Origin of the sequence: Variovorax sp. RO1, from assembly GCF_002849325.1 — a bacterium.
GTDB lineage: Bacteria > Pseudomonadota > Gammaproteobacteria > Burkholderiales > Burkholderiaceae_C > Variovorax.
On the sequence record NZ_PKMT01000006.1, the window covers coordinates 119,559 to 146,450 of the forward strand.

Consider the following 26,892-nt stretch of genomic DNA (forward strand, 5'->3'; position numbering starts at 1 on the left):
GCGTCTAGCGCAGGTCGACGCGTTGTGCGCCGGCGGCCGACAGGCACAGCAGCTGCGCGCGCGGCGGATGGGCTGCGACATCCCAGTCGCTCAGCACGATGCGGCGTAGGCCGTGGCCCAGGTCGTGCACGGCGGGGCGGTGGGTGTGGCCGTGGATCAGCGCACTGGCGCCTGCATGCTGTAGCCATTCGCGGGCAGCGTTGGCGTCGACGTCGGCCCAGAGGGTCGAGGGATCGCGCTTGCGGTCTTCGCTTTGCGTGCGGATGGCGCGCGCGAGGGCGCGGCGCTCTTCGAGTGGGCGCGCAAGGAACGCGGCCTGCCATTCGGGCGTGCGCACCTGGGCGCGAAACTGGAGGTACTCGGTGTCTTCGAGGCAGAGGGCGTCGCCATGGCTCAGCAGCCAGCGTTCGCCGTGCAGCACCAGCACCGTGGGGTCGTCGAGCAGCGTGACGCCGCATTGCGCCGCAAAGGCCTGGCCGACGAGGAAGTCGCGGTTGCCGTGCATGAAGAACACGGGCATGCGTTGCGCCGTGCGCTGCAGCAACTCGACGCATTGCGCCTCGAAGCCGGGCTGGTCGGCGGCGTCGTCGCCCACCCACACCTCGAACAGGTCGCCGAGGATCACCAGCGCATCAGCCGGCGTGGTCTGCAGGTAGCCCTGCCAGGCCTCGAAGGTGGCCAGCTCGCTCGCCTGCAGATGCAGGTCGGAGATCAGGTCGACGGTGCGCCACGCGGGCGGCGCCACCAGCTCGGAGAAAGCCGGGTTCGCCATCGGGGTCATGCCGCCCCGCCGTGCCTGAGATGCGGCGGCTGCCGCCGGGCCGCCCCAAGGCGAGCCGCGCCTCCCCCTTGGGGGGTGGCGAAGCACACGAAGTGGCAAGCCGGGGGGCTCAATTTATTCCGCGGTGACGACGGCCTTTTCGATCACGACGTCTTCGAGCGGCACGTCGTCATGGAAGCCCTTGCGGCCCGTCTTCACGGCCTTGATCTTGTCGACCACATCGGCGCCGCCCGTGACCTTGCCGAACACTGTATAGCCCCAGCCCTGGGCCGAGGGGGCGGTGTGGTTCAGGAAGCCGTTGTCGGCCACGTTGATGAAGAACTGGGCGGTGGCCGAGTGCGGTGCGCTCGTGCGGGCCATGGCCACGGTGTAGTTGGCGTTCTTGAGGCCGTTGTTGGCTTCGTTCTCAATTTCGGCGCCGGTGGGCTTTTGCTTCATGCCGGGCTCGAAACCGCCGCCTTGCACCATGAAGCCGGGGATCACGCGGTGGAACACCGTGTTGTCGTAGTGGCCCTTCTTCACGTACTCGATGAAGTTGGCGGCCGACTTCGGTGCCTTTTCGGCGTCGAGTTCGAGCGTGATGACGCCGTAGTTCTTGATGTGCAGTTCGACTTGGGGGTTGCTCATGGGATAGCTCCTTCTACGGAAATTTACTTCGCCAGCGTGGCGGACTTGATGGTGAGGGTTTCGACGGGCACGTTCTGCATGCCGCCCTTGTTGCCGGTTTGCACGGCGCGGATCTTGTCGACCACGTCGGTGCCGGCGACGACCTTGCCGAACACGGTGTAGCCGTAGCCGTCGGGGTTGGGTGCGTTGAGCGAGTCGTTGTTCTTCACGTTGATGAAGAACTGCGAGGTGGCCGAATTCGGGTTACCGGTGCGGGCCATCGCGATCGTGTACTTGTCGTTCTTCAGGCCGTTGTTGGCCTCGAGCGGGATCGGCGGGCGCGTGGGCTTTTGCTGCAGGTCGGCCGTGAAGCCGCCGCCCTGGATCATGAAGCCGTCGATGACGCGGTGGAACACCGTGCCGTCGTAGTGCTTGTCCTTGACGTACTGCAGAAAGTTTTCGACCGTCTTGGGCGCCTTGGCGGCATCGAGCTCGATCACGATGTCGCCCGCCGAAGTGGCGAGCTTGACGCGCGGCGCGGCCTGCTGGGCGTGCGCGCCGGCGGCGGCACCGAAGGCCAGGGCCGCACCCAGGGCGAGGGCGCCGCGGCGGCTGAAACGGGAAAGTGCAGAGGTCGTCAAATGAGGCTCCGTGTGCGGGTGGAGGGGAGGGCAGTGGGCCTGCGGTGGCGCAGCCTGGGAGGCAACTGTGTGCGCACCACCGGATTGCAAGAGGCTGTGGGCTGTTGGGCCGTTGAGCTGTTACTTGGTCGCGCGGCCCACGGGCTTGCGCACCTCGGGCGGCGCCGCCGGCAGCACGGCCGCATCGGCCGCGGCCTTGGGCGTGAATATCTGGCGGATCAGCGAGAGCTTGGGCGCCACGCTCGCGTTGGTGGTGGCGAACTGCTGGGCGCGCTGGTATTCCTGGGCTGCCAGGCGTGCGTACACGTCGCCGAGATTTTCGTGCGCGGTGGCGTAGTTGGGGCTGAGCTTGAGCGCGGTTTCGAGCGCGGCGCGGGCCTGGTCGAACTTGCTCTGCGACGCGTACAGCGCCGCGAGGTTGTTGTAGGGCTCGGGCAGTTCCGGAAAGTCTTGCGTGAGCTGCGTGAACGTGGTGATCGCTTCGGCGGTCTTGTTCTGCTCGGTGAGGATCACGCCGCGCAGGAAGCGCATCTGCGGGTCGCGCGGCTTGCCGGCGATGTAGGTGTCGGCCTTGGCGAGCGCCTCGGCAGACTTGCCCTGGCGCAGCAGAAGGTTGACGTCGTCGTAGTCGTTGGCGTGCGCGGCAAAGCCCCACAGACCGAACAGCAGTGCAAAGGCGATGGGGAGTTTGGAGAACACGGCGTGCTTCATGAAGTCTCGGCAGGATGGGGGGGAGCGGGCCTGGAGAACACCCGGACGCTGCGCGGCGGCAGCCGTTTATACTGCGTCGCATTGTAGCCGAGGGGCCACGTCGAACCCCTCGTAGCCACACCCTCCGTCACCCCTGAAATACACCGTTGCTCGCCCGTACCGCACGTGCGCGAATCAACGCTTTCCGAGTCCCATGAGTCTGCGCATCTACAACACGCTGTCGCGTGAATTGGAGGAATTCTCCCCCCTGCAACCTGGACAGGTTCGCATGTACGTGTGCGGCATGACGGTCTATGACCTGTGCCACATCGGCCATGCCCGCATGATGATGGCGTTCGATGTGGTGCAGCGCTGGCTGCGTGCCAGCGGTTATGCCGTGACCTACGTGCGCAACATCACCGACATCGACGACAAGATCATCGCCCGCGCCGTGCAGCGCGGCATCACGATCCGCGCGCTGACCGACGAGGTGATCGCGGCCATGCACGAGGACATCGGTGCACTGCGCATCGAACCGCCCACCATCGAGCCGCGCGCCACCGAATACGTGCCGCAGATGCTCGGCATCATCGAGACGCTGGAACGCAAGGGCCTGGCCTACCGTTCGGACAACGGCGACGTGAACTACGCGGTGCGCAAGTTCCCCGGCTACGGCAAGCTCTCGGGCAAGTCGCTCGACGAACTGCACGCGGGCGAACGCGTCGCGGTGCTGGACGGCAAGCAGGACCCGCTCGACTTCGTGCTCTGGAAATCCGCCAAGCCGACCGAGCCCGACGACGCCAAGTGGGAGAGCCCCTTTGGCACCGGCCGTCCGGGTTGGCACATCGAGTGCTCGGCGATGAGTTGCGCCACGCTCGGCGAAACATTCGACATCCACGGCGGCGGTGCCGACCTGCAGTTCCCGCACCACGAGAACGAAATTGCGCAGAGCGAAGGCGCCAACGGCAAGCCGCTCTCGCGCTTCTGGGTGCACAACGGCTTCGTTCGCGTGGACAACGAGAAGATGTCCAAGAGCCTGGGCAACTTCTTCACCATTCGCGAAGTGCTGCAGAAGTACGACGCCGAAAGCCTGCGTTTCTTCCTGGTGCGCACGCATTACCGCAGCGCGCTCAACTACAGCGACGCGCACCTCGACGACGCGCGCAACTCGCTCAAGCGCCTGTACACCGCGCTCGACCTGGTGGCGCCAGGGACCGTGGCCATCGACTGGACACAGCCCCACGCCGCGCGCTTCAAGGCGGCGATGGACGAAGACTTCGGTACGCCCGAAGCCATTGCCGTGCTGTTCGAGCTGGCCGGCGAAGTCAATCGCACGAAGTCCGCAGACACCGCGGGCCTGCTCAAGGCGCTGGCCGGAACGCTGGGCCTGCTGCAAGGCGACCCGAAGGCGTTTCTGCAAGCCGGCACCACGCTCGACGAAGCCACCATCCAGTCGAAGATCGATGCACGCGCGGCGGCCAAGGCGGCGAAGAATTTCGCCGAGGCCGATCGCATTCGCCAGGAACTCCTCGAGCAGGGCATCGTGCTCAAGGATTCGCCCACGGGAACGACCTGGGCGGCTGCACAGTGAACGGAACGACCAACCCCGTACCCGCAACCCAGCAGACCAGCGTGCGCATCTACACGCCGGACTATTGGGAGGAAGCCTGCAAGCACCTGGCCAAGAAAGACCGCGTGATGAAGCGGCTCATTCCGAAGTTCGGCGAGGCCTGCCTCGAGTCGCGCGGCGACGCCTTCACCACGCTGGCGCGCAGCATCGTTGGTCAGCAGATCTCGGTGAAGGCCGCGCAGTCGACCTGGGACAAGTTCGCCACGCTGCCGCGCAAGCTGACGCCGGCCAACGTGCTCAAGCTCAAGGTCGACGACATGCGCGGCGCCGGGCTGTCGGCGCGCAAGATCGAATATTTGGTCGACCTAGCCCTGAATTTCGATTCGGGCACCGTGCATGTCGACCGCTGGCAAGACATGTCGGACGAGCTCATCATCGAAGAGCTCGTGGCCATCCGCGGCATCAGCCGCTGGACCGCCGAGATGTTTCTCATCTTTCACCTGATGCGCCCGAACGTGCTGCCGGTCGACGACCAGGGCCTGCTCAATGGCATCAGCGTGAACTATTTTTCGGGCGATCCGGTCAGCCGCAGCGATGCCCGCGACGTCGCCGTGGCCTGGGCGCCGTATTGCAGCGTGGCGACTTGGTATATTTGGCGATCGCTGGACCCCGTGCCGGTCGCATATTGAACAAAACAGGAGAAGACGTTGGCGAAACGAACCTTCCTCGACTTCGAGCAGCCCATTGCTGAACTCGAAACAAAAATCGAAGAACTGCGCTATGTACAGACCGAATCGGCGGTCGACATCTCGGAAGAAATCGATCAGCTCGGCAAAAAAAGCCAGCAGCTCACCAAGGACATCTACAGCGACCTGACGCCCTGGCAGATCACCAAGATCGCCCGGCATCCGGAGCGCCCGTACACGCTCGACTACGTCAACGAAATCTTCACCGACTTCGTCGAGCTGCATGGTGACCGTCATTTCTCGGACGACCTGTCGATCGTCGGTGGCCTTGCGCGCTTCAACGGCGTGCCCTGCATGGTGCTCGGTCACCAGAAGGGCCGCGACACGAAGGAGCGCACCGCGCGCAACTTCGGCATGAGCAAGCCCGAGGGCTACCGCAAGGCGCTGCGTCTCATGAAGACGGCCGAAAAATTCAAGCTGCCGGTGTTCACCTTCGTGGACACGCCCGGTGCCTACCCCGGCATCGACGCGGAAGAGCGCGGCCAGTCGGAAGCCATCGGCCGCAACATCTTCGAGATGGCGCAGCTCGAGGTACCCATCATCGTCACCATCATCGGTGAAGGCGGTTCGGGCGGCGCGCTGGCCATTTCGGTCGGCGACCAGCTCGTGATGTTGCAGTACTCGATCTACTCGGTGATCAGCCCCGAAGGCTGCGCGTCCATTCTCTGGAAGACCAGCGACAAGGCGCAGGAAGCCGCCGATGCACTGGGCATCACGGCGCACCGCCTGAAGGCGCTGGGCCTGGTCGACAAGATCGTCAACGAACCCGTCGGCGGCGCGCACCGCGACCATCGCCAGATGGCCGCGTTTCTCAAGCGCGCGCTCAACGACGCCTTCCGCCAGGTCAGCGACCTGAAGACGAAGGAACTGCTGGACCGACGCTACGAGCGCCTGCAGAGTTACGGCCGGTTCAACGACACCAAGGCCGACATCAGCCGCTGAGCGGCTTTTTCTTTTTCGATCATGAGCGAAGCCTTCGAACGCGCCATGGCCGCGTTCGAACCGGCGAGCCTGCCGCTGGCCGTCGGCTTCAGCGGCGGTGCGGACTCGACCGCCTTGCTCGCGGCCTGCGCGGCACGCTGGCCGGGGCAGGTGATCGCTTTTCACGTGCACCACGGCCTGCAGGCCGCGGCCGACGACTTCGAGCGGCAGTGCGCGCAGGTCTGTGAACGGCTCGGTGTGCCGCTGGTGACGCACCGGATCGACGCGCGGCATGCCTCAGGCGACAGTCCCGAGGATGCGGCGCGACGCGCGCGCTATCAGGCGTATGTGGCGATGGCGCGAGCCGATGGGGCACGGCCTGCGGTGTCGTCGATCGCACTGGGGCACCACGCCGATGACCAGGTCGAAACGCTGCTGCTGGCGCTGTCCCGCGGCGCCGGTCTGCCGGGACTGGCCGCGATGCCTGCTCGTGCCGTGCGCGACGGATTGAACATCCACCGACCGCTGCTCACGGTACCGGCGGCCGATATCCGCGACTGGCTTGCGCAGCAGCAGTTGCCGTGGATCGAAGACCCGAGCAACATCGATGCGCGCTACACCCGCAACCGCATTCGCGCTGTGCTGCTGCCGGCACTGGCGGATGCCTTTCCTCAGTTCCGCGCCACCTTCGCCCGCAGCATCGGCCACGCGGCCCAGGCCCAGCAACTGCTGAGTGAACTTGCGGCGCAAGACCTCGCCGTGGTGGGCGAGCCGCCACAGATTCGGCCGCTGCAGACGCTCTCACGCGCGCGGCAGGCCAACGTGCTGCGCCACTGGCTGATGCAGTCGCACGGCTGCGCGCCGAGCGCGGCGCAACTCGACCAGCTGCTGGACCAGGTCCGTGCCTGCACCACGCGCGGGCACCGCATCCACCTCAAGGTGGGCGCAGGCTTCGCCGAGCGCAGGGGCGATCAGCTGCATTGGTACAATGCCCCGCCCTCGCTGAAGACTTCGCTCTGACGGCTTGCAGGGCGCCGCTTTCCAAGCGGCCCTTTATCTTTCTCTGATTTCATCCATGGCATTGATCGTTCACAAATATGGCGGCACGTCGATGGGCTCGACCGAGCGCATCCGCAACGTCGCCAAGCGCGTCGCCAAATGGGCGCGTGCGGGTCACCAGATGATCGTGGTGCCCAGCGCCATGAGCGGCGAAACCAACCGCCTGCTCGGTCTTGCCAAGGAGCTCTCCCCGGGCAAACCCGGCGTGGCCTATCACCGCGAACTCGACATGCTCGCCTCCACCGGCGAACAAGCCTCGTCGGCGCTGCTGGCGATGGCGCTGCAGGCCGAGGGCGCGGAGTCGGTGAGCTACGCGGGCTGGCAGGTGTCGGTGCGCACCGACAACTCGTACACCAAGGCCCGCATCGAGAGCATCGACGACGCCAAGGTGCGCGCCGACCTCGAGGCCGGCCGCGTCGTGGTCATCACCGGCTTCCAGGGCGTGGACGACGAGGGCAACATCACCACGCTCGGCCGTGGCGGCAGCGACACCTCGGCCGTGGCCATCGCGGCGGCCATGAAGGCCAGCGAGTGCCTGATCTTCACCGACGTCGACGGTGTCTACACCACCGACCCGCGCGTCGAGCCCGATGCGCGCCGCCTGACCACCGTGAGCTTCGAAGAGATGCTCGAGATGGCCAGCCTGGGCTCCAAGGTGCTGCAAATCCGCTCGGTGGAATTCGCCGGCAAGTACAAGGTGCCGCTGCGCGTGCTTTCGAGCTTCACGCCGTGGGACATCGACATCAATGAAGAGGCCAAGTCCGGCACGCTGATCACTTTCGAGGAAGACGAAAACATGGAACAAGCCGTCGTATCCGGCATCGCATTCAATCGCGACGAAGCCAAGATCTCGGTGCTCGGCGTGCCCGACAAGCCGGGCATCGCGTATCACATCCTCGGTGCCGTGGCAGACGCCAACATCGAAGTCGATGTGATCATCCAGAACCTCAGCAAGGACGGCAAGACCGACTTCAGCTTCACCGTGCATCGCAACGAGTTCGCGCGCACGGTCGAGCTGCTCGAGTCGAAGGTGATGCCTTCGTTGGGCGCCACCGAAATCGTGGGCGACACCAAGATCTGCAAGGTCAGCATCGTGGGCATCGGCATGCGCAGCCACGTGGGTGTGGCGAGCAAGATGTTCCGTGTGTTGAGCGAAGAGGGCATCAACATCCAGATGATCTCGACGAGCGAAATCAAGACCTCGGTCGTGATCGACGAAAAATATATGGAATTGGCCGTGCGCGCGCTGCATAAAGCGTTCGATCTCGACCAACCGACCGCTTAAGTAATGGCATAATTGCGGTTGCTTTCAGGAACTGTGACCGAGTGGCCGAAGGTGCTCCCCTGCTAAGGGAGTATGGGGTGTAGAGCCTCATCGAGGGTTCGAATCCCTCCGGTTCCGCCAGGATTGGCTTCCTGATCACTTTGCAGTGATCAAACAGCCCTTAAGAGCCCCGCCAGTCGGGGCTTTTTTGCGTCTGCTCGCAACGCGCGACCGCTCCGCCGAAACGGCGAGGCGATGTCTTCAGGACGGCTGCGGTACCAGCGCGGACAGCGTTGCGATCGGTGCTGCACCCACATGCAGTTCGCAAGGATCGCAAGGCACCGAAATCTGCCGCCCGTCGAAGCGCACGCGCACATGCGGAAAGGTCGTTCCGGTGATGGTGCCGGGCCGGCCTTCGCAGACGACGCGATCGCCGCGACGGAACGACCGACCGAACCGAAGCCTGATTTTTTCAAAGCTCATTTCAGAGTCTCCTGGAGTGCATCCGATGCTCAGCGCACCGGGTCGGATTCGATCGGTGGCCGGAGCAGGGTCGCGGCTGTGTCTTGAAGGATCAGCGCGTGATCCGGGTCGTGGCTGAGGTAGGGGCTGGTCAGCAGTTGGCCGATCAGCCGGTCGAAGTGGAACCGGACCTTTGCCGGCTCGGGGTGCGCGGCGTACAGGGCGCGCAGCATCGAGACGACGGCGCTGATCTGCGTGGTCAGGACCTCCATGGAACCCAGGCGGCCCGCCGCTTCGAAAACTGCTTGTTGGTCTGAGGGGGGCATCCTGGCCTCCTTTTTGGGGCGTTGGCATGTCCAACGCAAAAAGAGGCTTAAAGGATTACTTCGAGGGGATTCTTCCCCGAAATTGGTGATGTCCTGCCTGTTATCTGTGACTTATGTCACGAATTCAGGCTCACTGCCGCTGGGCAGGCGCGGACCCCAATACCTCGGCCAGCACCCGCAGTGCGTCGGTCGCCAGGTCTGAAAAGCGCACCGAGCAGGCCAGCATGAGGTTCAGCGGCAGCCCGAAGTCTTCGATCAGCGTGCCTTCGGGGTCGCGCAAGGTGCCGTCCGGGTCGCGGCCGACGAGGCCTGCCGTGCCGGCGCGCTGCGCGTAGGTGCCCGGCGGAACGCCGTAGGCGGCCACCGGGAGGCCCAGGGCGATGGCCACGCCGACCTCGAACACTGTGCCCGAATCCGGCTCGAGCCCGCGAAACGGCGCGAGGTTGGCAATGACGCCGTCCGCCGACCGCAGCAGCTTCATGTTTTCCTCGTAGATCCGGCGCGCGGGGTCTGGGCCGGCCTCCTTGCCGTTGAACGGCGGCACGGCCGTCATGCCGAGCGCGTCGCAGGCCAGCGCCAGCGCGGCAAAGTACTGCGCGGCGTCGGGCCGGAACACGTCGGGGCCGGCGAGGTAGACCCGCGGACGCGTGGGGGAAGAGGGCATCTGTCGAGTATGCGACCGCCCCCGCGAAGCGCCAACGGGAAGGGCTGCGGCCCGGTTGGTTACTTCTTCATCGCCTTGACTTCGGCCTTGCCCTTGCTTTCGTCGGCCTTGGCCTGCTTCACGCACGTCGACTTGGCTTCGCCCTTCTGGTCGTCGCATTTTTCCTTGGCGATGCTGTAGGCCACTTCGACCTTGGCTTCGGCCACCTTGCGCGCGTTGCCGTCGCTGGGCTTCATCTTCTGGTCGAGCTCGGCCTTGGCCATCTTTTCCTTGCCCTTGGCTTCTTCGACGCAGACGTCCTTGGCGTTGTCCTTCATGGCATCGCAGGCGGCGCGGTCGGTCTTGTAGTCGGCCGAGATCTTGTCGCGGGCCGCCTTGAACTCGGCAACTGCCGGATCGACGGGAGCGGCGGGCGGCGGGTTCACTTGCGCTTGCGCCGACACGGCCGTGAAACAGGACACGGCAGCGGCGCACATCCACATGAGCTTTCTTTGCATGGTCATCTCCTTGAAGACACCGGCGGTTGCCTCATTGCAACAAGCGCAAGAGAACCGGCGCCCGAAAGCCATCCTAGGAACCGACAGCGCCGCAGCGGTAGGACGCCTCGCGAAGCCGCCGTCAGCGCATGCTGACGCTCAGTGGCCTTCCGTTGTAGCGTGCGCGCGCATTTCGCTGCGCAGGGCGCGCTGTCCCGAGGCCAGCGCGAGCTCGTAGCTCTCGGCCGGGTCGAAGGCGCAGCGCAGGACGGTGGAAGGCGCACCGTCGTTGTCGGTTTCGAGCAGCCGCCAGACAAAAGATCCGGGAGCCGGCTCGTCGATGATGAGTTCGATCGGATGTGTCATGACCCCACCATGGTCGCTCGCACGCCGCCTGTCTGTAGGCGAAGACCGACCGATGCCGCGCCGCACTGCCAGAACCCCCAGATCTGGTGATGGCAGGCCACCGGCCGCCAGGGGACACTGCCTCCCCGCGCGCGCGGGGCCTGGGTGATGATTCGGGCATGCGTCCCACCTTGTCCGAACCGTCCTGATGTCCGCTTTCTCTCCCCAGCCCGAAGCTCCGGCGATGACGCCGCCGCCCAGTCCCGATTTGCCGGTGCCCGTGCTGATCGTCGAGGACGACGCGCTCATGCAGCGGCGCATCGTCGGCATCCTGAACCAGTTGGGCTACGCCAACGACGTGCTGGTGCTCGCGGCCACGCTGGCCGATGCACGCATCGAACTCGCGCGGCAGCCGTTTGCGCTGGTGCTTGTCGACCTGGGCCTGCCCGATGGCAACGGCGTCGAACTGATCACGCAGATGAGTGCATCGAACGCATCGATGAATGCGGACGATGGCCCCGGCATCCTCGTGATCTCCGCCTGGAGCACCGACGACCTGATCCTTAATGCGCTGCGCGCCGGCGCCACCGGCTACGTGCTCAAGGAGCGCGACGACCTGGAACTGCTGCTGTCGATTCGCAGCGTGCTGCGCGGCGGGGCGCCGATCGATCCGTTCATTGCGCGCCGCATCCTCGACTTGACGCAGGCGCCGCCCGCCACGCCGGGGCGCGTCGGCGAAGATGTGCTCACCGCACGCGAACTGCAGATCCTCCAGCTGGTTGCCGAAGGCCTGACCAACCGCGAGATAGCCGAGCAGATCTTCCTGTCGCGGCACACCGTCGAATGCCACATCAAGAACATCTACCGCAAGCTCACCGTTTCTTCGCGCACGCGCGCCGTTTTCGCAGCACGTTCGCGTGGCTTGCTGGCCTGAGCCTGTGGTGGTTGTTCGCCCACGCGGCTTCGGCGGCCGGGGCGACCGAGGCGTGCGCGCCGCGCATCGACAGCGTGCGGGCCGTGCGTGCCGCGGCCGGCGCCGGGCCTGAGGCGCCGCCTCCCATCGACGGCTGGCAGCCGGTGACGCTGCCCCACCACTGGAACGCGCACTGGTCCGGCTTCGAAGGCACGGTCTGGTATCGCATCGACTGGCAGCGCCCGTGCGCGGGCCGCGACGACGCGCCGCAGCTGGGCGTGGCCTTCGACTACCTGAGCATGGCCGGTGCGATCTCGCTGAACGACAACCTGCTCTGGCGCGACGCCAGCCTGGTGGAGCCGCTGAGCCGCAGCTGGAACACGCCGCGCCTGTTCTTCCTGCCGGCCGCCGCGCTGAACGCCGGTACCAACACGCTGTGGGTGCAGGTGGTGGGCGGCAGCATGTACGGCTCGGGGTTGGGTCGCGTGGTGCTCGGCCCGGCGGACGAGGCGGTGGCCTACTACGACGAACGCCGCCTGTTCGCGCGCGTGCTGCCCGCGATCAACCTCGTCATCTCGATCACGCTGGGCTGCTTCTTCCTCGTGCTGTGGCTCATGCGCCGCCAGGAAACCGCTTACGGCTGGTACGCGCTCAGCGCCATCGCCTGGATCGTGTTCGCGAGCAACACGGTGGTCAGCACCTTGCCGTGGCCGTTCGACTCCACCGACGCGTGGTCGCGCTGGATCACGGCCTGGATGGTCCTGTACGTGAGCTGCTTCTGCATGTTCATGTGGCACTTCGGCGACCAGCGCTTTCCACGATTGAGCCGCGCGCTGTGGGCGGTGGCCGCGCTGGTCGTGACGGCGATTGCGCTGCTGCCGCAGCCTGCGCTGTCGGTCGCGACGCTGGCGGCGTTCATCGCGTACGCGCTGCTCTTCATGGCGGCCTGCGTGCAGTTCATCCTGCGGGCGCTCGACACCAAGAAAACCGAGCACCTGCTGCTGGCGCTGTGCGCCTTCGGTTTCCTGGTGGCCGCCGTGCACGATGCGCTGATGATCCTGCGCGTCATCGACGACCGCTTCGGCTACACCGTGGTCACGGCGCCGCTGATCATGATCGGCATGTCGCTGATCCTGGCGGGCGGCTTCACGCGCAGCCTGCGCCGCGTCGAGAGTTTCAACGACGACCTGGCGCGTGAAGTGCGCGGTGCGCGCACCGAGCTGGCCGATACGCTCAGCCGCGAACACCGTCTGGAGCTCGACAATGTGCGGCTGAACGAGCGCCTGAGCGTGGCGCACGACCTGCACGACGGGCTGGGCAGTTCGCTGGTGCGTTCGATCGCGCTCGTGGAGCAGTCGGGCGAGGCGCTGCAACGGCCGCAGTACCTGTCGATGTTCAAGTCGCTGCGCGACGACCTGCGCCAGATCATCGACACCCACAGCGGCGGCGCGGCCCCGGTGGCTGCCACGCCCACGCAATGGCTGGCGCCGATGCGCCACCGCTTCGGCCGGCTGTTCGAAGAGATGGGCATGCGCAGCCACTGGCAGACGCCCGCGGCCTGGCCCTGCGCGCTGTCCGCGCGCCAGGTGCTGGGCCTCACGCGCCTGCTCGAAGAAGCGCTGGCCAACGTCGTGAAGCACAGCCGCGCGCGCACCCTGCGCGTGCAGCTGCTGGCCGATGGCGAGGCCGGCGTGCTCCTGAGCGTCGAGGACGATGGCGTGGGCTTCGACGCGGTGGCGGTCGCCTCGTCGATCGGTGGAATCGGCCTGCGCAGCATGCAGGCGCGCATGACGCGCATCGGCGGCACGCTGCAGATCGATGCGGGTGCTCAAGGCACACGGCTGGAGGCGAGGGTGCCGGCGGTGTTGTAGCCTGTCGCCCCATGGATTCCCTCATCGCCGCCTCCGCGCGCGCGCTCGCTGCCGGCGACGCGCTGGGTGCCCTCAAGCGCGTGGCGTTGCGCGACGACCCGCCGGCGCTTGCATTGCGCGGCATTGCGATGGCGCAGCTCGGCGAGCACCCGCGTGCGCGCGAGCTGCTGCGACGTGCCGCGAGCGGCTTCGGATCGCACGAAGAACTGGCCCGCGCCCGCTGCGTCGTCGCTGAGGCCGAGGTGGCGCTCGCGATGCGCGACCTGGGCGGATCACCGCGCGCGCTGATCGCAGCGGCCGTCACGCTTGAGGCGCGCGACGACCTGGCCAATGCGCTGCAAGCGCGGCTCATCGCGGCGCGTCGGCTGCTGCTGCTCGGCCGGCTCGACGAGGCTGCCGCCGCACTGTCGCTGCTCGATGGGCACAACCTGCCGCCGTCGCTGGCGGCGGTGGCCGAGTTGGCGTCGGCGGAACTCGCGTTGCGTTCGCTGCGCACCGGCACGGCACGGGCGGCGCTTACCCGCGCGCACGACGCGGCGCTGCGTGCGCGCGTGCCGGCACTGCTGGCCGAAGTGGCGGAGGCGCGCGCCGCGCTCGAACGTCCCGCCGCACGGCGCATTGCCGCAGACAGTGAACAGCCCTTGCGCCTGGATGAAGTCGAGGCGCTGCTTGCATCCGATGCGCTCGTCGTCGATGCCTGCCGCCGCGGTGTCGGCGGCGGTGACACCTGGCGTTCGCTCGCACGACGGCCCGTGCTGTTCTCGCTGGCGCGTGCGCTGGCTGCGGCCTGGCCCGGCGATGTCGACCGCGACGCGCTGATCGCCGACGCCTTCCGCACCCGCGACCCCGACGAAACGCACCGCGCGCGGCTGCGCGTCGAGATCGGCCGGCTGCGCGCGCTCGTCAAGCCGATGGCGCGCATCGAGGCCACGCCCCAGGGCTTCATCCTCACGCCGCACGATGCGCGGCCGGTCGTGGTGCTGGCACCGCCCATCGACGGCGACCAGGCCTCGCTGGTGGCGTTGCTGTCCGACGGCGCGGCGTGGTCGACCTCGGCCCTCGCGCTGGCCCTGGGCGCGAGCCAGCGCACCGTGCAGCGCGCGCTGGCCGAGCTCGAGGCCGAGCGGCGCGTGCGTGCCATCGGACAGACGCGGGCGCGCCGCTGGCTGGCCCCGCCGCTGGCGGGATTCACGACGATCTTGTTACTCCCCGCTGCGCTGCCGATTGAATAGAGTCGGGCTCATGCGCTACCCCCTGTGGCGCACCTACAGGAGCCCACCATGAGCAGCAGCAACAGTCAGAGCAGGAAAGCAGGCAAGGACCGCTTCGAAGGCGCGGTGCAGGCCGCGGAGATCGTGCGCGAATACGGCCCGTTCGAAGGCGTGGAACGCATCCACGGCGTGACGCACGACGGCCACCAGGTGTGGGCCGCCACCGGCGGGCAACTGGTCGCCTTCGACCCCGCAAGCGGCGAAGCGACACGCCGCATCGACGTGGCCTGCGACGCCGGCACCGCCTTCGATGGCACGTGTTTTTATCAAATCGTCGAGGCGCGCATCGACAAGATCGATGCCGCGACCGGCAAGGTGCTGGCGTCGATTCCCGCGCCCGGCAACGGCTCCGACTCGGGCCTCACCTGGGCCGAAGGCAGCCTGTGGGTGGGCGAGTACCGCGACCGAAAGATCCACCAGATCGACCCGGCGACCGGCGCGATCCGCCGCACCATCGAATCGAACCGCTTCGTCACCGGCGTGACCTGGGTCGACGGCGAACTCTGGCACGGCACCTGGGAAGGCGACCAGAGCGACATCCGCCGCGTCGACCCCGCCAGCGGCGACGTGATCGCGCGGCTGGAAATGCCCAACGGCGTCGGCGTGAGCGGCCTCGAGTCCGACGGCGCGGGGCTCTTCTATGCCGGCGACGGCCGGGCCAGCAAGGTCCGCGCGGTGCGCCGCCCGAAGGCCGCCACGGCCTGAACGAAACACAAGCCAACGAGTACACACACCATGAACACCACAGTGAATCACCCCGTCGTAACCCCCGACCGCTGGATGGACGCGCGCAAGTCGTTGCTGGCGCGCGAGAAGGAGCTGACCCAGCTGCGCGACCGCATCGCCGAGGAGCGTCGCTCGCTGCCCTGGACACGCGTCGAGAAAGCCTACGTCTTCGAGACCCCCACAGGCCGCCGCTCGCTCGCCGACCTGTTCGAAGGCCGCCGCCAGTTGCTGGTGCAGCACTTCATGTTCGGCCCCGACTGGGAGCAGGGCTGCCAGAGCTGCTCGTTCATGGCCGACCATTCCGACGGCATGCGCGTGCACCTCGAACACCGCGACGTCACGCTGCTGGCCGTGTCGCGTGCGCCGCTGGCCCGCATCGAGGCTTTCCGCCGGCGCATGGGCTGGCAGTTCACCTGGGTCTCGTCGCACGACAACGACTTCAACCACGACTTCGGCGTGAGCTTCACGCCCGATGAAATGGCCAGTGGCGCCGTCGCCTACAACTATGTGAAGCAACCGTTCCCGAGCGAAGAAGCGCCCGGCGTCAGCGTGTTCTTCAAGGACGATGCCGGCGACGTGTTCCACACCTACTCGACCTACGGTCGCGGCGTGGAAGTGATGATGGGCACGTACAACATGCTCGACCTCGTGCCCAAGGGCCGCGACGAGCACAACCCGTCCTACACGATGGACTGGATCCGTCACCACGACCGCTACGAGCCCGCGCCCGTTGCGGCAGCCGGTGGCTGCTGCCACGCGCAGTCGTGAAGCAGCGCGCGACCTGGCGTGTTGTTGATCGGTCCGCATCATGGCAAGCCTCTGGCCCTGGCTGGCGGTGGCGGGAATGGGCGTGCTGCACGGCCTGAATCCCACCACCGGCTGGATGTTCGCCGCCGCGTGGGGGCTGCGCTCGCACGACAAGGCGCAGGCGCTGCGGGCCCTGTGGCCGATCGCGGTCGGGCATGTCGCTTCGGTGGGGCTCGTGGTCGTTGCGGTGGCCTTCGGCCTGTCGATGGACCGGGGCCTGCTGCAGTGGCTGGCCGGCGGGTTGTTCGCGGTGGTCGCGCTCGTTCACCTGTCGGGCCGGCTGCCTGCCATGGCGCGTGCGCCGGCGGGGCATGCAGGGCTGGCGCTGTGGTCTTTCATGATGTCCACCGCGCATGGTGCCGGCCTGATGCTGGTGCCGGCGCTGATCCCGCTGTGCATGGGCGATGCATCGAAGGGCGCGATGAGTGGCTCGCTCGTGCTGGCGTTCGCGGCCGTCGCGGTCCACACGGCGGCGATGCTCGCGACCACCGGGCTGATGGCCGTCGGCGTCGGTGCGGGCATCGGCTGGTTGCGGCGCCTCGCTCGGCGATCGCCTGTGATGCCGCATTGAACGCGCGATCCGCGCAAAGCGCATAAGCAAGCGCGAAAACCGGATTTCCATTCGACCGGCTTGCGGCGCAACACTCGAAGGCTCTCGATCACGCAGGCCTTCGGATGCCCGGTACCTTCACTTCCCCGCGCAAGCGGCTCGGCTTTTTCAGCCGGTTGCTCGACGATGTTCCCGCCGCCGAGCGCTACCGCCTCGTCACTGCGCAGATTGCCCACGCCGAGGCCTTCGGCTTCGATTCCGCCTGGGTGGCGCAGCACCATTTCCATGAACACGAGGGCGGCCTGCCGTCGCCCTTTGTCTTTCTCGCGCACGTGGCCTCGCGCACGCGGCGCATCCGCCTGGGCACGGGCATCGTCACGCTGCCGCTGGAGAACGCGGTGCGCACGGCCGAAGACGCGATCGTTCTGGACCTGCTCTCGGGCGGCCGTCTCGAAGTGGGCGTCGGCACGGGCGGCACACCCGCGTCCTTCGCGGCCTTCGGGCTGGACAGCGACGATCGAGCGGCGCTGTTCGAGCGACAGCTCGCCACGGTGCGCGATGCCTGGGCCGGCCGGCCGCTGCCCGGCGGCGACACGCTGTACCCGGCGGGCGCGCAACTGCTCGGCCGGCTCTGGCAGGCCACGTTCTCGGTGAGCGGCGGCACGCGCGCGGGCACGGCCGGCGACGGGCTGATGCTCTCGCGCACGCAGCCGCGTACGGCGCAGGCGCCCGACGCCTCGCTGGCCGACCTGCAGGACCCGATCATCGACGCCTACCTCGCCGCGCTGCCGCCGGGCCGCACGCCGCGCATCGTGGGCTCGCGCAGCGTCTTCGTGGCGGACACCCGCAAGGAGGCGCTGCGCCTCGCCGAGATCGGGTTGCGCCGCGCGGTGGTGCAAGCCGCTGCCACAGGGCAGGTTGGCCTTGCCGACCGCGTTCGCGCCGATGCGCCGCTCGACCAACTGATCGCCGCCTACGACGTGCATGTCGGCTCACCCGACGACGTCATCGCCTCGCTGCGCGCCGACCGCACGCTCGCGCGCGTGACCGACCTCGTGTGCCAGGTGCACTCGGTCGATCCGCCGCACGCGGCCATCCTGCGTTCCATCGAACTGACCGCCACCGTCGTCGCTCCCGCCCTGGGCTGGACGCGCGATGCGGGCGTGCCGGACCTTCAATCGCTCGCGCTTCTCTAGATTATTTTTTATGAATGCCGTTGTCTCTTCTTCTCCCGTTCTTCAGACCGTCGACGTGATCGACCAGCTGGTGGGCATCGCGCCCGGCAGTGCGCTCGACCGGTTGCGCGCGCAGCGCGAGCAGGCGCGCACGCAGGCGCAACAGAGTTATCTCGCGCTGTTCGCGCCGGCCGAACCCGTGGCCGGGCACTTCGAGATCGCGGACCGCTTCGCCGTCGCGGCCCTCGTCGCAGGATTGCACGGGCAGTCTGATGTGGCGCGCTTCTATGCCGAAGCCTTGGCGGGGAAGGGCGTGGCGCAGGCCATCGAAACCGAGGTCGCACGCGGTGCCGCGCAAGGGCCGTACGGCCGCTATCCGGAAGGTCCGCTCAGCGTGGAAGACGAAGCCGGCCCGGTCTACACCGTTGATGCCGCACACCGCGCGGTGCTCGGCGAACGGTTGTCGGCGGCTCTCGCGCATGCGCACCTGCTCGTCTTCCATCCGCGCGACGCCAGCCCGGCGGCGCTGCAGGCGCTGCTCGATGCGGGATGGCGCACCACCGAGATCGTCACGTTGTCGCAACTGGTGGCGTTCCTCGCGTTCCAGATCCGCGTCGTCATCGGCCTGCGCGCGCTGGCCTCCACCTCTGCATGAGCGTCCCCATGAGCACCGAATCGACCCTGAGCCATCCCTACAACACGCACCCGCGCACCTTCACGCAGGCGCAGCTCGAATGGCTGCCCTGGCTTGAACCGCTGCCGGAGGACGAACTGACCGAGCGCCACTTCGCAGGCCTCGTCGATGCATCGCGTGCCAAGTCGCCGTACTTCCGCCTGCTGGCGCGCGACCCCGACATCCTCGGTGCGCGCACCCGCACCGACAAGGACATCTTCTACAACCCCGACGCCGGCCTGCCGCGCGCCGAGCGCGAACTCTCGGCCGCTGCCGCCTCGCGTTTCAACGGCTGCATTTACTGCGCGTCGGTGCATGCGCGCTTTGCCTCGCACTTCTCGCAGCGCACGGACGATGTGCAGCGGTTGCTCGACGAGGGCGTGCAGGCCGACCTGGGCGCGCGTTGGAATGCGATCGTGGAGGCGTCGGTCGTGCTGTCGGCCACGCCATCGACCTTCGGGCCTGCGAACATCGACAAGCTCCGCGCGCAGGGGCTGGACGATCTGGCGATTGCCGATGTCGTGCATGGCGCGGCTTTCTTCAACTGGGCCAACCGGTTGATGCTGTCGCTGGGTGAACCGCAGGAGCCTGCTGCCGCCTAGGCGCGGATCACCGCGCGCAGCTTTGTTGCGGCGGCAAGTGAGCGGGATCACAGTCGGGCGCGCGGCGTGCCTTCGGGTTGGCACGATGACCCGCATGCACACCGATACCCCTGGGTACGCAACGACACGCCAAGGCCACGCTCCCGCGTCGGGCCGGTCTTTCGGCAATCCCTTCGTCCGCTGCCGATGCGGACTGGCCGGCCTGGAGCGCATCCACCGCCGGCCGTGGATGAAGTTCCTGCCCGTTCTGCGCTTCTATCGCTGCAGCAGTTGCGGCAAGCCGCAACTGGCGTCGAAGCGCGCAGTGCGCGACGCGGTCATCGCGCACAGGAGCGGGCAGCAGAACCAGCGCTGACGCGATGCAGGCTGCCAGCGGTGTTCAGGGGGGCTTGTCGCGCAGCTGCTGCTGGCGCTCGGCGATCGCCATCTCGCGCGCCACGTCGTGGCCGAGCGCGCGCACCGAGAACGACTTGCTCACGCTGCCTTTGCCCGCCGTGTAGGTGATCGCCACCCAGTAACCGGGATGGCCCGCGCGCGGCGTCTTGAACTGCACGCCGCTGACGCCGCTCGTGTTGTTGCGTCGCACGATCTCCGACTTCGAGCGCTTCGCCGGCAGCTCGGCTTCGTCGTCGGGCGGCGGGCGTTGGCGGATGGCTTCTTCGGCGGGATGCAGCCGCGCCAGGCCGACCATGCGGCCGAGCTGGCGTTGCCGCTCGCCGACGGCTTGCGCGCGGGCGGCGTGGCCCCAGTCGGTGAGTTCGAATTCGGTGCGCAGGATCTCTTCGTGGCCGAGATACGTTTTGGCCAGCCAGGCGACTGGCTTGCCTTGCGCGGACAGCCGAGGGAAGACGCCGGGCTCGCCCGTCTTGTTGTTGCTGCGCAGGGCCTGCGCGCGTTCCTTGCGCGCGACCGGCGGGTGCTCTTTCACGATGCTGTCGCGCCAGGCCTGGGCGCGTCGCAGCGCTTGTTGGGTGCCGCCGTAGCTGGCGTGGCCGAAGAGGCGCGCGTAGCGCACGCCGTTTCGCACGAGCGACACCTCGAAGCCCCAGGGGCGCGGGGAGATGCCGTACATGTCGACGGGGTTCGGAATACCTTTGGGCATCGTCGGTGCTGTACTTTTTTCAGGGCAGATGAATGCGGCGCGTCATGGCGTTTCGGGGCGGTCGCCGTCCCACGCACAGAGCTCGTCGGAGAGTTCGCGCGCTTCCGGCGGCAGGCTGCCGAAATCGGTCGAGGCGAAGGTCGGCGGCACGTGCATGCCCTGGTCGTCGCGGCGAACGAGCCCGCGGCTTTCCATGTCGCGCATGGTCTTGTTGACGACCTCGCGCGACAGCCCCGAGTACGACGCGATCACCGCCTGCGTGATGCGCTTGTCGTAGCCGCCGGTGGCCGCGGGCGCCAGTTGCGTCAGCTCGTGCAGCACGCGACTCACCAGGTTTTCGGACGACAGCGACGAGATGCGGCGCAGTTGGCCGCGCACCATGGCGACGCGCTTCATCGCGATCTCCAGCAGGCCCATGGTCACCTCGGGGTACAGCGCGCACAGCCGGCGCACCGCGGCCACCGGCAGGTGGTAGACCGACGAGGGCAGGGCGGCCACCAGTGTCGAGGTGGCCTGGTAGCTGTTCTCGCCGAGCGAAGGGCCGAGGAAGAAATCGCCCCGGCGGATGAAGTCGGTTGTCACGTCCCGGTCGACCGCGCGCAGCAGGCCCGTGGCCACGCAGTAGATGCGGTCGGTGTGCGTGTCGGCCTGCAGCACGATCTCGTTGCGCCGGTAGGAATGAAGCGCGCTGCTGCGAACCAGGGCGGCGCGCTCGTCGGGCGGCACGCTGGCGATCAGGGGATGGAGATACATGGCCAGGGCGGTTGCGAGACCAGCGGCGGTTCATGCGCATGCGCGAATCCACGGGCGGCGGTCAAGGAACGGGACGGTGCGGCGCCCCCGGGGCGGCTCGCCATCGAGCGCCCCTTCGCCGGACCGGGTTGCGACGGGCTGCGGGGAACGATGCCATGTCAGCCGGGCTGGAGCTGCGCGAACAGCGTGTCGATCCGGGCCCGTTCCTCGGCGCCTCGCAGACAGCGCTCGCGCAGCCACAGGGCATCTCCCTGTCGCGCGATGCGCAGGTCGTACACATGCTCGATGTCGTCGACCACGACGTCGCCCGCAGGCCGCACCCTGGCCGTGGGCGCGGGGTGCGGTTGTGCGGCCCACAGCGCCAGTTCGATCTCGGCCGGGCTCATGGGGCCGCTGTCGCGCAGTGCGATCCAGTCGGCATGCAACTGCGGCAGCGCGGCGACGCCCTTCACGAGGATGGGCTCGCGCCCGAGCGCCGCTAGCAGGTCGTCGAGCCGTGTGTGCCGGGTTCGCAGCAGAAAGCAGTCGTCGCGCAGGCAGGTGAGGTCGGTGTCGGCCACCGGCGACGGCGGAAAGGCCGCGAAGAGCCGGCGCCGGATCTCGCGGCTCACGCCCGCCGCCACCTCCGGGCCGTCGCTGTCGGCGAGCTGCGAAAGGTTGGCAATGAACACCAGCGCGCACACCCGGCCCGCTGGCGGCAGGGGAGAAGAAGGCCGCACCACTTCGGCATCGCGGCGCGGGCCCGGCAGGCAGGACGCCAGCGCCGCGCGCCATCGTGCGCCGAAAGGTTCGATTTCCGTGAAATACAGAGCAGCCATTTCATCCCCAGTAGAGAAAGTTCCGGTTGACGTTCGATTCGAATGAATGCTACGAATCGCGCCCTTCTTTGACATTCGCTTTCGCGGCACGGATGTGTCGCGAGTCACATTCAGATGCAATTGCCCGCCGGGTGCCTGCGCTGGGGGCCAGGCAGCGCCGGATCGATGCCCTGGGCGGCGGGTGGTGGGTGGGCCGGTTCGTGCGCTGTTCCATCCCCTCGAACTCACGGGTTTTCGTTTCTGTTATCTCTGTTATTGTTTGTAAAAATTATCCGGGGTCCGGGCGGACCTGTCAGGAAAAATTCGGGGAATTTCCGTCTGTGACCCGCGGCTTTGGGCGTTGCGCCGGCCGCATGGAGGAAGGGCGTGCCACATGGCCGAGACCGACAGTCGCATCCAGCGCTTTCACACTGGCATGGTGTCGCGCAAGGACGGCTTCGCCTTCTGGGCCGACGAGATCGGTCCGCACGTGGGGTCGCTGGACAGCCCCGAGCGCACGGACTTCCAGCAGGAACTCACCATCGTCGACACGGCCGGGCTGGCCTTCATGCGGGTGCACGGCAGCGGCGCGAGCATCGAGCGCAAGGGCCCGAGCCAGCTGATGGGGGCCGAGGTCTATCCCTATCACCTGCTGCTCAAGCTCGACGGCGGCCTGGCCATCAGCGAGCAGCGCCAGCGCATCGAACTCGGCGCGGGCGACATGGTGCTGATCGACTCCTGGCAGCCGCTGCGCCTGCGCTCTACAGAGCTCACCAACTCGTGGACGCTGGGCCTGTCGGAAGCCGTGGTGAACCGCTGGCTGCCGCACGCGGACCAGACGACCGACCTGCGGCTGGCCGGCGGCAAGGGCTGGGCCGGCATGCTGTCGGGCTACCTGCGCGCGCTCGACGTCGACCACCTGTGCAGCATCCAGAGCCCGGCGGAGCGGCAACTGCTGGGCGAGCACCTGATGTCGATGCTGTCGTTCGCGCTGGAGCAGAACGGGCTGTCGGCGCAGCCGGGCGCGCTGGGCGAGCCCGTGTCACCGCGCGACGGCGACCTGCACGCCCGCATGCGGGCCTGGATTCGTGACCACCATGCAGACACCGAGATCGACGCACAGAAGCTGGCCGTCAGCTTCAATGTGTCGGTGCGCTACGTGCACAAGGTGTTCGCCAAGGCCGGGCGCGGCATGACCTTCCTGGAAACCCTGCAGGGCGACCGGCTGGAAGCCGCGGCCCGGATGCTTCGCAGCGCCGCGGGCGCGCGCAAGTTCGTCGCCCAGGTCGCCTATGACTGCGGCTTTGCGGACCCGGCCTACTTCGGCCTCGTCTTCCGCAAGAAGTACGGCTGCACGCCGCGCACCTTTGCTTTGCAGCAAGGGCCGGTCGCGGAAGACAGCGCGCTGCTCCTGCGCTGACCGGTGCGCCGCCGACCACCGCGTCGACCGGCTTGTTTCGGGCTCCGCCATGCGGCCGTGCCCGATTTTCATATTTCTGTTCCTTTTATTGATACCTGTAAATTTTGTTCGGGCTTAAATTGCCTTCACAGGAAATTCCTCCGAATGGCAGTGCATTTGTAAAAAAATGAATCCGCCTCCAACAATTCGGAGCAATTTATTGCCCGAGGGTTGAGTGTCAAAGGTTAATTTTTTGGCCAACTCGACAAAAATAGAGGTTTGTAACGCCACGGTGTGCAAGGTAATTTTCAATGCTTGAACAAAACTCCCCGCACATTGCAGTGTTGGATTCTTCCCCCCGAATGCGCTGGCACGCGAGCCGCGCCATCAAGATGCTGGGTTATACGCCCTTTGCATTTGCCAATATCGAAGAATTGATCGAGAAGGTGCCGGCCGGCGGTAAATTCGAAGCGCTGCTGCTTTCAATTCCGTCGGCGCCCGACGACGTGCAAAAGCTCATTGGCCAGGTGCGCGAAACGCTGCGCTACAACACGCCATTGATCATGAGCGCGCGCAAACGGCAAATCCGCGGGCTGTCGCTGCTGCATGCGGGGCCAGACGACGCCGTATTGCCGGAGCCGTCCACCTTCGAAGAGATGTATTTCATGCTCGAATTCTTCCTGCGGCAGCGCAATCGGCCGGTGGTGCCGCGCAGCCTGGAATGGAATGAATTCAGCCTGTTGTCGCCATTCGACATGGTGGATCTGGCGGGCACGGAAATTCGCCTGACACCCATCGAATTCGACTTGGCGGCCGAATTCTTCCGCCACATGAACAGGCCCTTGGGCCGCGAGCACCTCGAAATGATCGGCTGGCAAAGCGGTGTCGCCGTCGGCTCGCGCACGCTGGACGCCAACGTGTCGAAGCTGCGCCGCAAGCTCGGGCTGTATGTCGATCAGCCGCACGGCCTGTCGTTGCATGCGGTCTGGGGCATGGGCTACCAGCTGAGCCAGCTGGGCACGCGCGATGCGCCCGCCACCTGGACCTTCCCGGCGGATTTCCGGGTGGCGTCTTCGGGGCCTCAGCCGCAACTGTCGCGCTGAGCGACACCGCGCCGACTCAGCGGGCGGGTGGTTGCTGCTGCGCCAGCACCCAGCGCGCGAGCACCTGCGCGTCGGCCTCCGTGACCAAACTCTGGCGCGGCATGATCACGCGGCCCCAGGTGCCGACGCTGCCGTTGCGGATCTTGTCGGCCAGGCGCGCGGGCGCAGTGGCGTCGTTCCGGTAGCGGTCGGCGATCTGCGCGAAGCCCGGCCCGACCTGCTTGTGCACCAGCCCGTGGCAGGCCATGCAGGCGTTCTTGCGCGCCAGGTCGACGGGGGAAGGCTGCGGCTGCTGGGCCGCGGCGCCGAAGGATGCGGTGGCCAGAAGGCCGGCCAGTGCGAGCGGGAGCAGGTGGGAAGCGGGAAGTCGGGACGTGCGGTGCATGGACGGGGGAACTCGGAGCAGGTGAAAACTGTACCTTGCCCTTTTGCGTACCCCGGATCGCGGGCCGAATGCCCCGCCCGAAGGCCGTCGCTCATTCGCGACAAGTCGATTCAGAAGTAACTATATGTATGGTTAAATCCTTCGCAACTACCGCGAAGAGGACGAGGGATCCCATGAAGTTGCTGCTCAGCATGGCATTGGCCACCGTGGTTCTGGCCGGATGCGCCAGCGCACCGCCGACCGGGCCCGTGCAAGGTACCGGCATGTCGTACATGCCGATGGTCGCCATGGAAGGCGTGGACAAGGTGCGCTACGACAGCGACGTGGCCGACTGCCGCACGGCCGCCACCCGCATCACCGCGCGCAGCGAATCGGGCGACGCCATGTGGGCCGCATTGGGCCTGGGCCTCATCACCGTGCACGGCCAGGGCATCGTTGCCGCGGCCTCGTACACCGGCATCACCGCCGCCGTCATCGACTGGAACAGCCGCCCCAGTGGCGCGCTGATTGCCGAGCACCAGCAGATCGCCATCGTCCATTGCATGGCCAAGCGCGGCTACCGCAACCTCGACCCGAATGTGCAGGACACGTTCTACGGCAACAGCTTCAACCCCGTGCTCGCGCTCAAGCCGCGCCGCACGGGTGTCGACACCTACAACGTCGAGCAACTGGCCAAGGCTGGCCGCTGCAACGTGCTGCCGCGCGCCGAGATGACGGCCAAGGGGCCGGGCTACGAAAACTACAGCGTGCCGTGCGCGAACGGCGTGGCCTGGGCCGTGCGCTGCGAGTTCGGCAACTGCCGCGTGCTGGCGCAGACGCCGATGCGCTCCACGGCGCCCGTGCGCCGCTCCTGAGCCCGCACCTTCCGCGAACCCCTCGCGGATCAGGTCACTTCACGACCATGCCCTTGAGCGCCGGGTCGGGCGGCGGGGCCTTCAGTTTCATGTCGCGCAGCGTCTTCACGAGCAGCTGCGCGATCACCATGTTGCGGTGCCGCTTGCTGTTGGCCGGAATCACGTGCCACGGCGCGTGGTCGCTCGACGTGGCGGCCAGCGCGTTCTGATACGCCTTCTGGTAGTCGGCCCACTTGGTGCGCACTTCGAGGTCGCCCATGCTGAACTTCCACTGCTTGCCGGGCGTGTCGATGCGGGCCTGCAGGCGCTCGCGCTGCTCGTCCTTGTCGATGTGCAGCATGCACTTGACGACGACCGTGCCGGTTTCGGTGAGCAGCCGTTCGAAATCGTTGATCTGCGCGTAGCGGCGGCGGGCTTCCTCGCCGTCGATCCAGCCTTCGACCACGGGCACCAGCACGTCTTCGTAATGGCTGCGGTTCCACACCATGATCTCGCCGGTGCGCGGCACGGCGGCGTGGCAGCGCCAGAGGTAGTCGTGCGCGCGCTCCTCTTCGCTCGGTGCCTTGAAGGCCGTCACCCGCACGCCCAGCGGCGAGGTGCGCGAGAACACCCAGCGCACCGTGCCGTCCTTGCCGCTGGTGTCCATGCCCTGCAGCACCAGCAGCACTTTGCGCCGGCCTTCGGCGTGCAGCACGTCCTGCAGTTCGTCGAGTTCGAGCGCCATCGCATCGAGCGCGGCGCGCTGGGCCGCCTCGTCGCCCGTGAGAAAGGACGTGTCGTCGGGGTCGATGCGCGAGAGCTTGAACTTGTCGCCGACGCGGTACTTCTTGAACTTGGACATCTGCAGGCGCTCCGTCAAAAAAGAAACGAAGCCCGCAGGGTACGCGAATCAGCGCTGCGGGCGGCCGGTCGGCGGCGGGTGCGGGTCGTCGTTGTCGTCGATCGACGCGCTCCAGCGGTTGTCCCACTCGGCCTGGTGGCGCACGCCGTCGATCTCGCGCCGGTCGCGCTTGGTCGGCCGGCCTTGCTCGATGGCCAGTGCGGGCTCGCTGCCCATGCGGCGCTGCTCGCGGAAGGCGGCCTGCGCCGCCAGGCTCTCGGGCGTTTCCTCGTACAGCTGCTGGGCCACGGGCGCCGGGCCACGCTGTCCGCTGAGGCCGCGCACGGTCACGGTCCGCGTGAGCGGGCCCATGCGCAGCGCGACCGTGTCGCCGGCCTTGACCTCGCGCGAGGCCTTGGCGACGTCGCCGTTCACCTGGATGCGGTTCTTGCCGATTTCGTCCGCGGCCAGCGAACGGGTCTTGAAGAAGCGGGCGGCCCAGAGCCACTTGTCGATGCGCAGACGGTCCATGAAGGTTGG

At 67.2% G+C, this 26,892-nt stretch carries 33 protein-coding genes and 1 tRNA gene; 19 read left to right on the forward strand and 15 right to left on the reverse strand.

Going from position 1 to position 26,892, the window contains the following annotated elements; genetic code table 11:
• Positions 1-4: 4 nt before the first annotated feature.
• The 4 genes from CY658_RS25605 to CY658_RS25620 all read right to left on the reverse strand — a co-directional run bounded on the left by CY658_RS25605 (position 5) and on the right by CY658_RS25620 (position 2,739).
• Positions 5-781: a UDP-2,3-diacylglucosamine diphosphatase gene (locus tag CY658_RS25605; RefSeq protein ID WP_374221133.1), complete on the reverse strand. Its 777-nt coding sequence runs from the start codon at positions 779-781 to the stop codon at positions 5-7.
• A gap of 114 nt (positions 782-895) precedes the next feature.
• Positions 896-1,408, reverse strand: coding sequence for a peptidylprolyl isomerase (locus CY658_RS25610; protein WP_101492876.1), 513 nt, complete (start codon positions 1,406-1,408; stop codon positions 896-898).
• Positions 1,409-1,431: 23 nt separating this feature from the next.
• Positions 1,432-2,028, reverse strand: coding sequence for a peptidylprolyl isomerase (locus CY658_RS25615; protein ID WP_101492877.1), 597 nt, complete (start codon positions 2,026-2,028; stop codon positions 1,432-1,434).
• A 120-nt stretch (positions 2,029-2,148) separates the two neighbouring features.
• Positions 2,149-2,739, reverse strand: coding sequence for a tetratricopeptide repeat protein (locus tag CY658_RS25620; RefSeq protein ID WP_101492878.1), 591 nt, complete (start codon positions 2,737-2,739; stop codon positions 2,149-2,151).
• A 193-nt stretch (positions 2,740-2,932) separates the two neighbouring features.
• Here CY658_RS25620 and cysS point away from each other — a divergent pair, with 193 nt between their 5' ends.
• The 6 genes from cysS (at position 2,933) to CY658_RS25650 (ending at position 8,419) form a co-directional block, all read left to right on the forward strand.
• Positions 2,933-4,309, forward strand: a complete 1,377-nt coding sequence (cysS, locus tag CY658_RS25625; protein ID WP_101492879.1) for a cysteine--tRNA ligase — start codon at positions 2,933-2,935, stop codon at positions 4,307-4,309.
• Positions 4,306-4,977, forward strand: a complete 672-nt coding sequence (locus tag CY658_RS25630) for a DNA-3-methyladenine glycosylase family protein (protein ID WP_099796660.1) — start codon at positions 4,306-4,308, stop codon at positions 4,975-4,977. Before cysS ends, CY658_RS25630 begins: the two co-directional genes overlap by 4 nt.
• A gap of 18 nt (positions 4,978-4,995) precedes the next feature.
• On the forward strand, positions 4,996-5,976 hold the full coding sequence (locus CY658_RS25635) for an acetyl-CoA carboxylase carboxyltransferase subunit alpha (RefSeq protein ID WP_101492880.1): 981 nt from the start codon (positions 4,996-4,998) through the stop codon (positions 5,974-5,976).
• A 21-nt stretch (positions 5,977-5,997) separates the two neighbouring features.
• Positions 5,998-6,975 carry a tRNA lysidine(34) synthetase TilS gene (gene tilS, locus CY658_RS25640; RefSeq protein WP_101492881.1) on the forward strand — a complete coding sequence of 326 codons (978 nt, stop codon included), beginning with the start codon at positions 5,998-6,000 and terminating at the stop codon, positions 6,973-6,975.
• 55 nt (positions 6,976-7,030) lie between these two features.
• Complete coding sequence (locus tag CY658_RS25645; RefSeq protein ID WP_101492882.1) at positions 7,031-8,299, forward strand: aspartate kinase; 1,269 nt, start codon at positions 7,031-7,033, stop codon at positions 8,297-8,299.
• Between the two features lie 27 nt (positions 8,300-8,326).
• A tRNA-Ser gene (locus CY658_RS25650) sits at positions 8,327-8,419 on the forward strand.
• A gap of 120 nt (positions 8,420-8,539) precedes the next feature.
• Here CY658_RS25650 and CY658_RS32565 read toward each other — a convergent pair.
• The 5 genes from CY658_RS32565 to CY658_RS25670 all read right to left on the reverse strand — a co-directional run bounded on the left by CY658_RS32565 (position 8,540) and on the right by CY658_RS25670 (position 10,572).
• On the reverse strand, positions 8,540-8,761 hold the full coding sequence (locus tag CY658_RS32565; RefSeq protein ID WP_143713789.1) for a hypothetical protein: 222 nt from the start codon (positions 8,759-8,761) through the stop codon (positions 8,540-8,542).
• Between the two features lie 29 nt (positions 8,762-8,790).
• Positions 8,791-9,066 carry a hypothetical protein gene (locus CY658_RS25655; protein WP_101492883.1) on the reverse strand — a complete coding sequence of 92 codons (276 nt, stop codon included), beginning with the start codon at positions 9,064-9,066 and terminating at the stop codon, positions 8,791-8,793.
• A gap of 130 nt (positions 9,067-9,196) precedes the next feature.
• Positions 9,197-9,730, reverse strand: a complete 534-nt coding sequence (locus CY658_RS25660; protein ID WP_101492884.1) for a nucleoside 2-deoxyribosyltransferase — start codon at positions 9,728-9,730, stop codon at positions 9,197-9,199.
• Positions 9,731-9,789: 59 nt separating this feature from the next.
• On the reverse strand, positions 9,790-10,227 hold the full coding sequence (locus CY658_RS25665) for a hypothetical protein (RefSeq protein WP_101493087.1): 438 nt from the start codon (positions 10,225-10,227) through the stop codon (positions 9,790-9,792).
• Positions 10,228-10,365: 138 nt separating this feature from the next.
• Positions 10,366-10,572 carry a hypothetical protein gene (locus CY658_RS25670; RefSeq protein ID WP_101492885.1) on the reverse strand — a complete coding sequence of 69 codons (207 nt, stop codon included), beginning with the start codon at positions 10,570-10,572 and terminating at the stop codon, positions 10,366-10,368.
• 187 nt (positions 10,573-10,759) lie between these two features.
• On the opposite strand from CY658_RS25670, the gene CY658_RS25675 reads away from it, so the two are divergent.
• The 10 genes from CY658_RS25675 (at position 10,760) to CY658_RS32570 (ending at position 19,494) form a co-directional block, all read left to right on the forward strand.
• Positions 10,760-11,485, forward strand: coding sequence for a LuxR C-terminal-related transcriptional regulator (locus CY658_RS25675; protein ID WP_101492886.1), 726 nt, complete (start codon positions 10,760-10,762; stop codon positions 11,483-11,485).
• Between the two features lie 11 nt (positions 11,486-11,496).
• Positions 11,497-13,335 carry a sensor histidine kinase gene (locus tag CY658_RS25680; protein WP_180839056.1) on the forward strand — a complete coding sequence of 613 codons (1,839 nt, stop codon included), beginning with the start codon at positions 11,497-11,499 and terminating at the stop codon, positions 13,333-13,335.
• An 11-nt stretch (positions 13,336-13,346) separates the two neighbouring features.
• Entirely contained in the window at positions 13,347-14,567 is a 1,221-nt protein-coding gene (locus tag CY658_RS25685) for a helix-turn-helix domain-containing protein (RefSeq protein WP_101492888.1), read from the forward strand.
• Between the two features lie 48 nt (positions 14,568-14,615).
• Positions 14,616-15,311: a Vgb family protein gene (locus tag CY658_RS25690; RefSeq protein ID WP_101492889.1), complete on the forward strand. Its 696-nt coding sequence runs from the start codon at positions 14,616-14,618 to the stop codon at positions 15,309-15,311.
• Positions 15,312-15,341: 30 nt separating this feature from the next.
• A complete protein-coding gene (locus tag CY658_RS25695) occupies positions 15,342-16,100 on the forward strand; it encodes a DUF899 domain-containing protein (RefSeq protein WP_101492890.1) in 759 nt (252 codons plus the stop codon).
• 40 nt (positions 16,101-16,140) lie between these two features.
• On the forward strand, positions 16,141-16,710 hold the full coding sequence (locus CY658_RS25700; RefSeq protein WP_101492891.1) for a hypothetical protein: 570 nt from the start codon (positions 16,141-16,143) through the stop codon (positions 16,708-16,710).
• A gap of 104 nt (positions 16,711-16,814) precedes the next feature.
• Positions 16,815-17,885: a putative FMN-dependent luciferase-like monooxygenase gene (locus CY658_RS25705; protein ID WP_101492892.1), complete on the forward strand. Its 1,071-nt coding sequence runs from the start codon at positions 16,815-16,817 to the stop codon at positions 17,883-17,885.
• A 10-nt stretch (positions 17,886-17,895) separates the two neighbouring features.
• On the forward strand, positions 17,896-18,519 hold the full coding sequence (locus CY658_RS25710; protein WP_101492893.1) for a CMD domain protein: 624 nt from the start codon (positions 17,896-17,898) through the stop codon (positions 18,517-18,519).
• A gap of 8 nt (positions 18,520-18,527) precedes the next feature.
• Complete coding sequence (locus CY658_RS25715) at positions 18,528-19,139, forward strand: alkylhydroperoxidase domain protein (RefSeq protein ID WP_101492894.1); 612 nt, start codon at positions 18,528-18,530, stop codon at positions 19,137-19,139.
• A gap of 94 nt (positions 19,140-19,233) precedes the next feature.
• Entirely contained in the window at positions 19,234-19,494 is a 261-nt protein-coding gene (locus CY658_RS32570) for a hypothetical protein (RefSeq protein ID WP_143713791.1), read from the forward strand.
• 24 nt (positions 19,495-19,518) lie between these two features.
• Here CY658_RS32570 and CY658_RS25720 read toward each other — a convergent pair whose 3' ends face one another.
• The 3 genes from CY658_RS25720 to CY658_RS25730 all read right to left on the reverse strand — a co-directional run bounded on the left by CY658_RS25720 (position 19,519) and on the right by CY658_RS25730 (position 21,812).
• Complete coding sequence (locus CY658_RS25720) at positions 19,519-20,241, reverse strand: AP2 domain-containing protein (RefSeq protein ID WP_257884993.1); 723 nt, start codon at positions 20,239-20,241, stop codon at positions 19,519-19,521.
• A gap of 42 nt (positions 20,242-20,283) precedes the next feature.
• A complete protein-coding gene (locus CY658_RS25725) occupies positions 20,284-20,994 on the reverse strand; it encodes a Crp/Fnr family transcriptional regulator (protein ID WP_101492895.1) in 711 nt (236 codons plus the stop codon).
• A gap of 158 nt (positions 20,995-21,152) precedes the next feature.
• A complete protein-coding gene (locus CY658_RS25730) occupies positions 21,153-21,812 on the reverse strand; it encodes a hypothetical protein (RefSeq protein ID WP_257884994.1) in 660 nt (219 codons plus the stop codon).
• A 373-nt stretch (positions 21,813-22,185) separates the two neighbouring features.
• Here CY658_RS25730 and CY658_RS25735 point away from each other — a divergent pair, with 373 nt between their 5' ends.
• Positions 22,186-23,211 (forward strand): helix-turn-helix domain-containing protein, encoded by a 1,026-nt coding sequence (locus CY658_RS25735; RefSeq protein ID WP_101492896.1) that lies wholly within the window; start codon positions 22,186-22,188, stop codon positions 23,209-23,211.
• A gap of 290 nt (positions 23,212-23,501) precedes the next feature.
• The gene (locus tag CY658_RS25740; RefSeq protein WP_101492897.1) at positions 23,502-24,293 is read left to right on the forward strand and encodes a winged helix-turn-helix transcriptional regulator; all 792 of its coding nucleotides are present in this window, start codon (positions 23,502-23,504) and stop codon (positions 24,291-24,293) included.
• Between the two features lie 16 nt (positions 24,294-24,309).
• Here the strand turns inward: CY658_RS25740 and CY658_RS25745 are convergent, their stop codons facing one another.
• Positions 24,310-24,678, reverse strand: coding sequence for a c-type cytochrome (locus tag CY658_RS25745; RefSeq protein ID WP_101492898.1), 369 nt, complete (start codon positions 24,676-24,678; stop codon positions 24,310-24,312).
• Positions 24,679-24,851: 173 nt separating this feature from the next.
• Between CY658_RS25745 and CY658_RS25750 the strand changes: the two genes are divergently transcribed.
• Entirely contained in the window at positions 24,852-25,532 is a 681-nt protein-coding gene (locus CY658_RS25750) for a hypothetical protein (RefSeq protein ID WP_101492899.1), read from the forward strand.
• A gap of 34 nt (positions 25,533-25,566) precedes the next feature.
• On the opposite strand, the gene CY658_RS25755 is transcribed toward CY658_RS25750, so the two are convergent.
• Positions 25,567-26,373, reverse strand: coding sequence for a PPK2 family polyphosphate kinase (locus tag CY658_RS25755; RefSeq protein ID WP_101492900.1), 807 nt, complete (start codon positions 26,371-26,373; stop codon positions 25,567-25,569).
• Between the two features lie 48 nt (positions 26,374-26,421).
• Positions 26,422-26,883, reverse strand: coding sequence for an RNA-binding S4 domain-containing protein (locus tag CY658_RS25760; protein WP_101492901.1), 462 nt, complete (start codon positions 26,881-26,883; stop codon positions 26,422-26,424).
• Positions 26,884-26,892 lie beyond the last annotated feature (9 nt).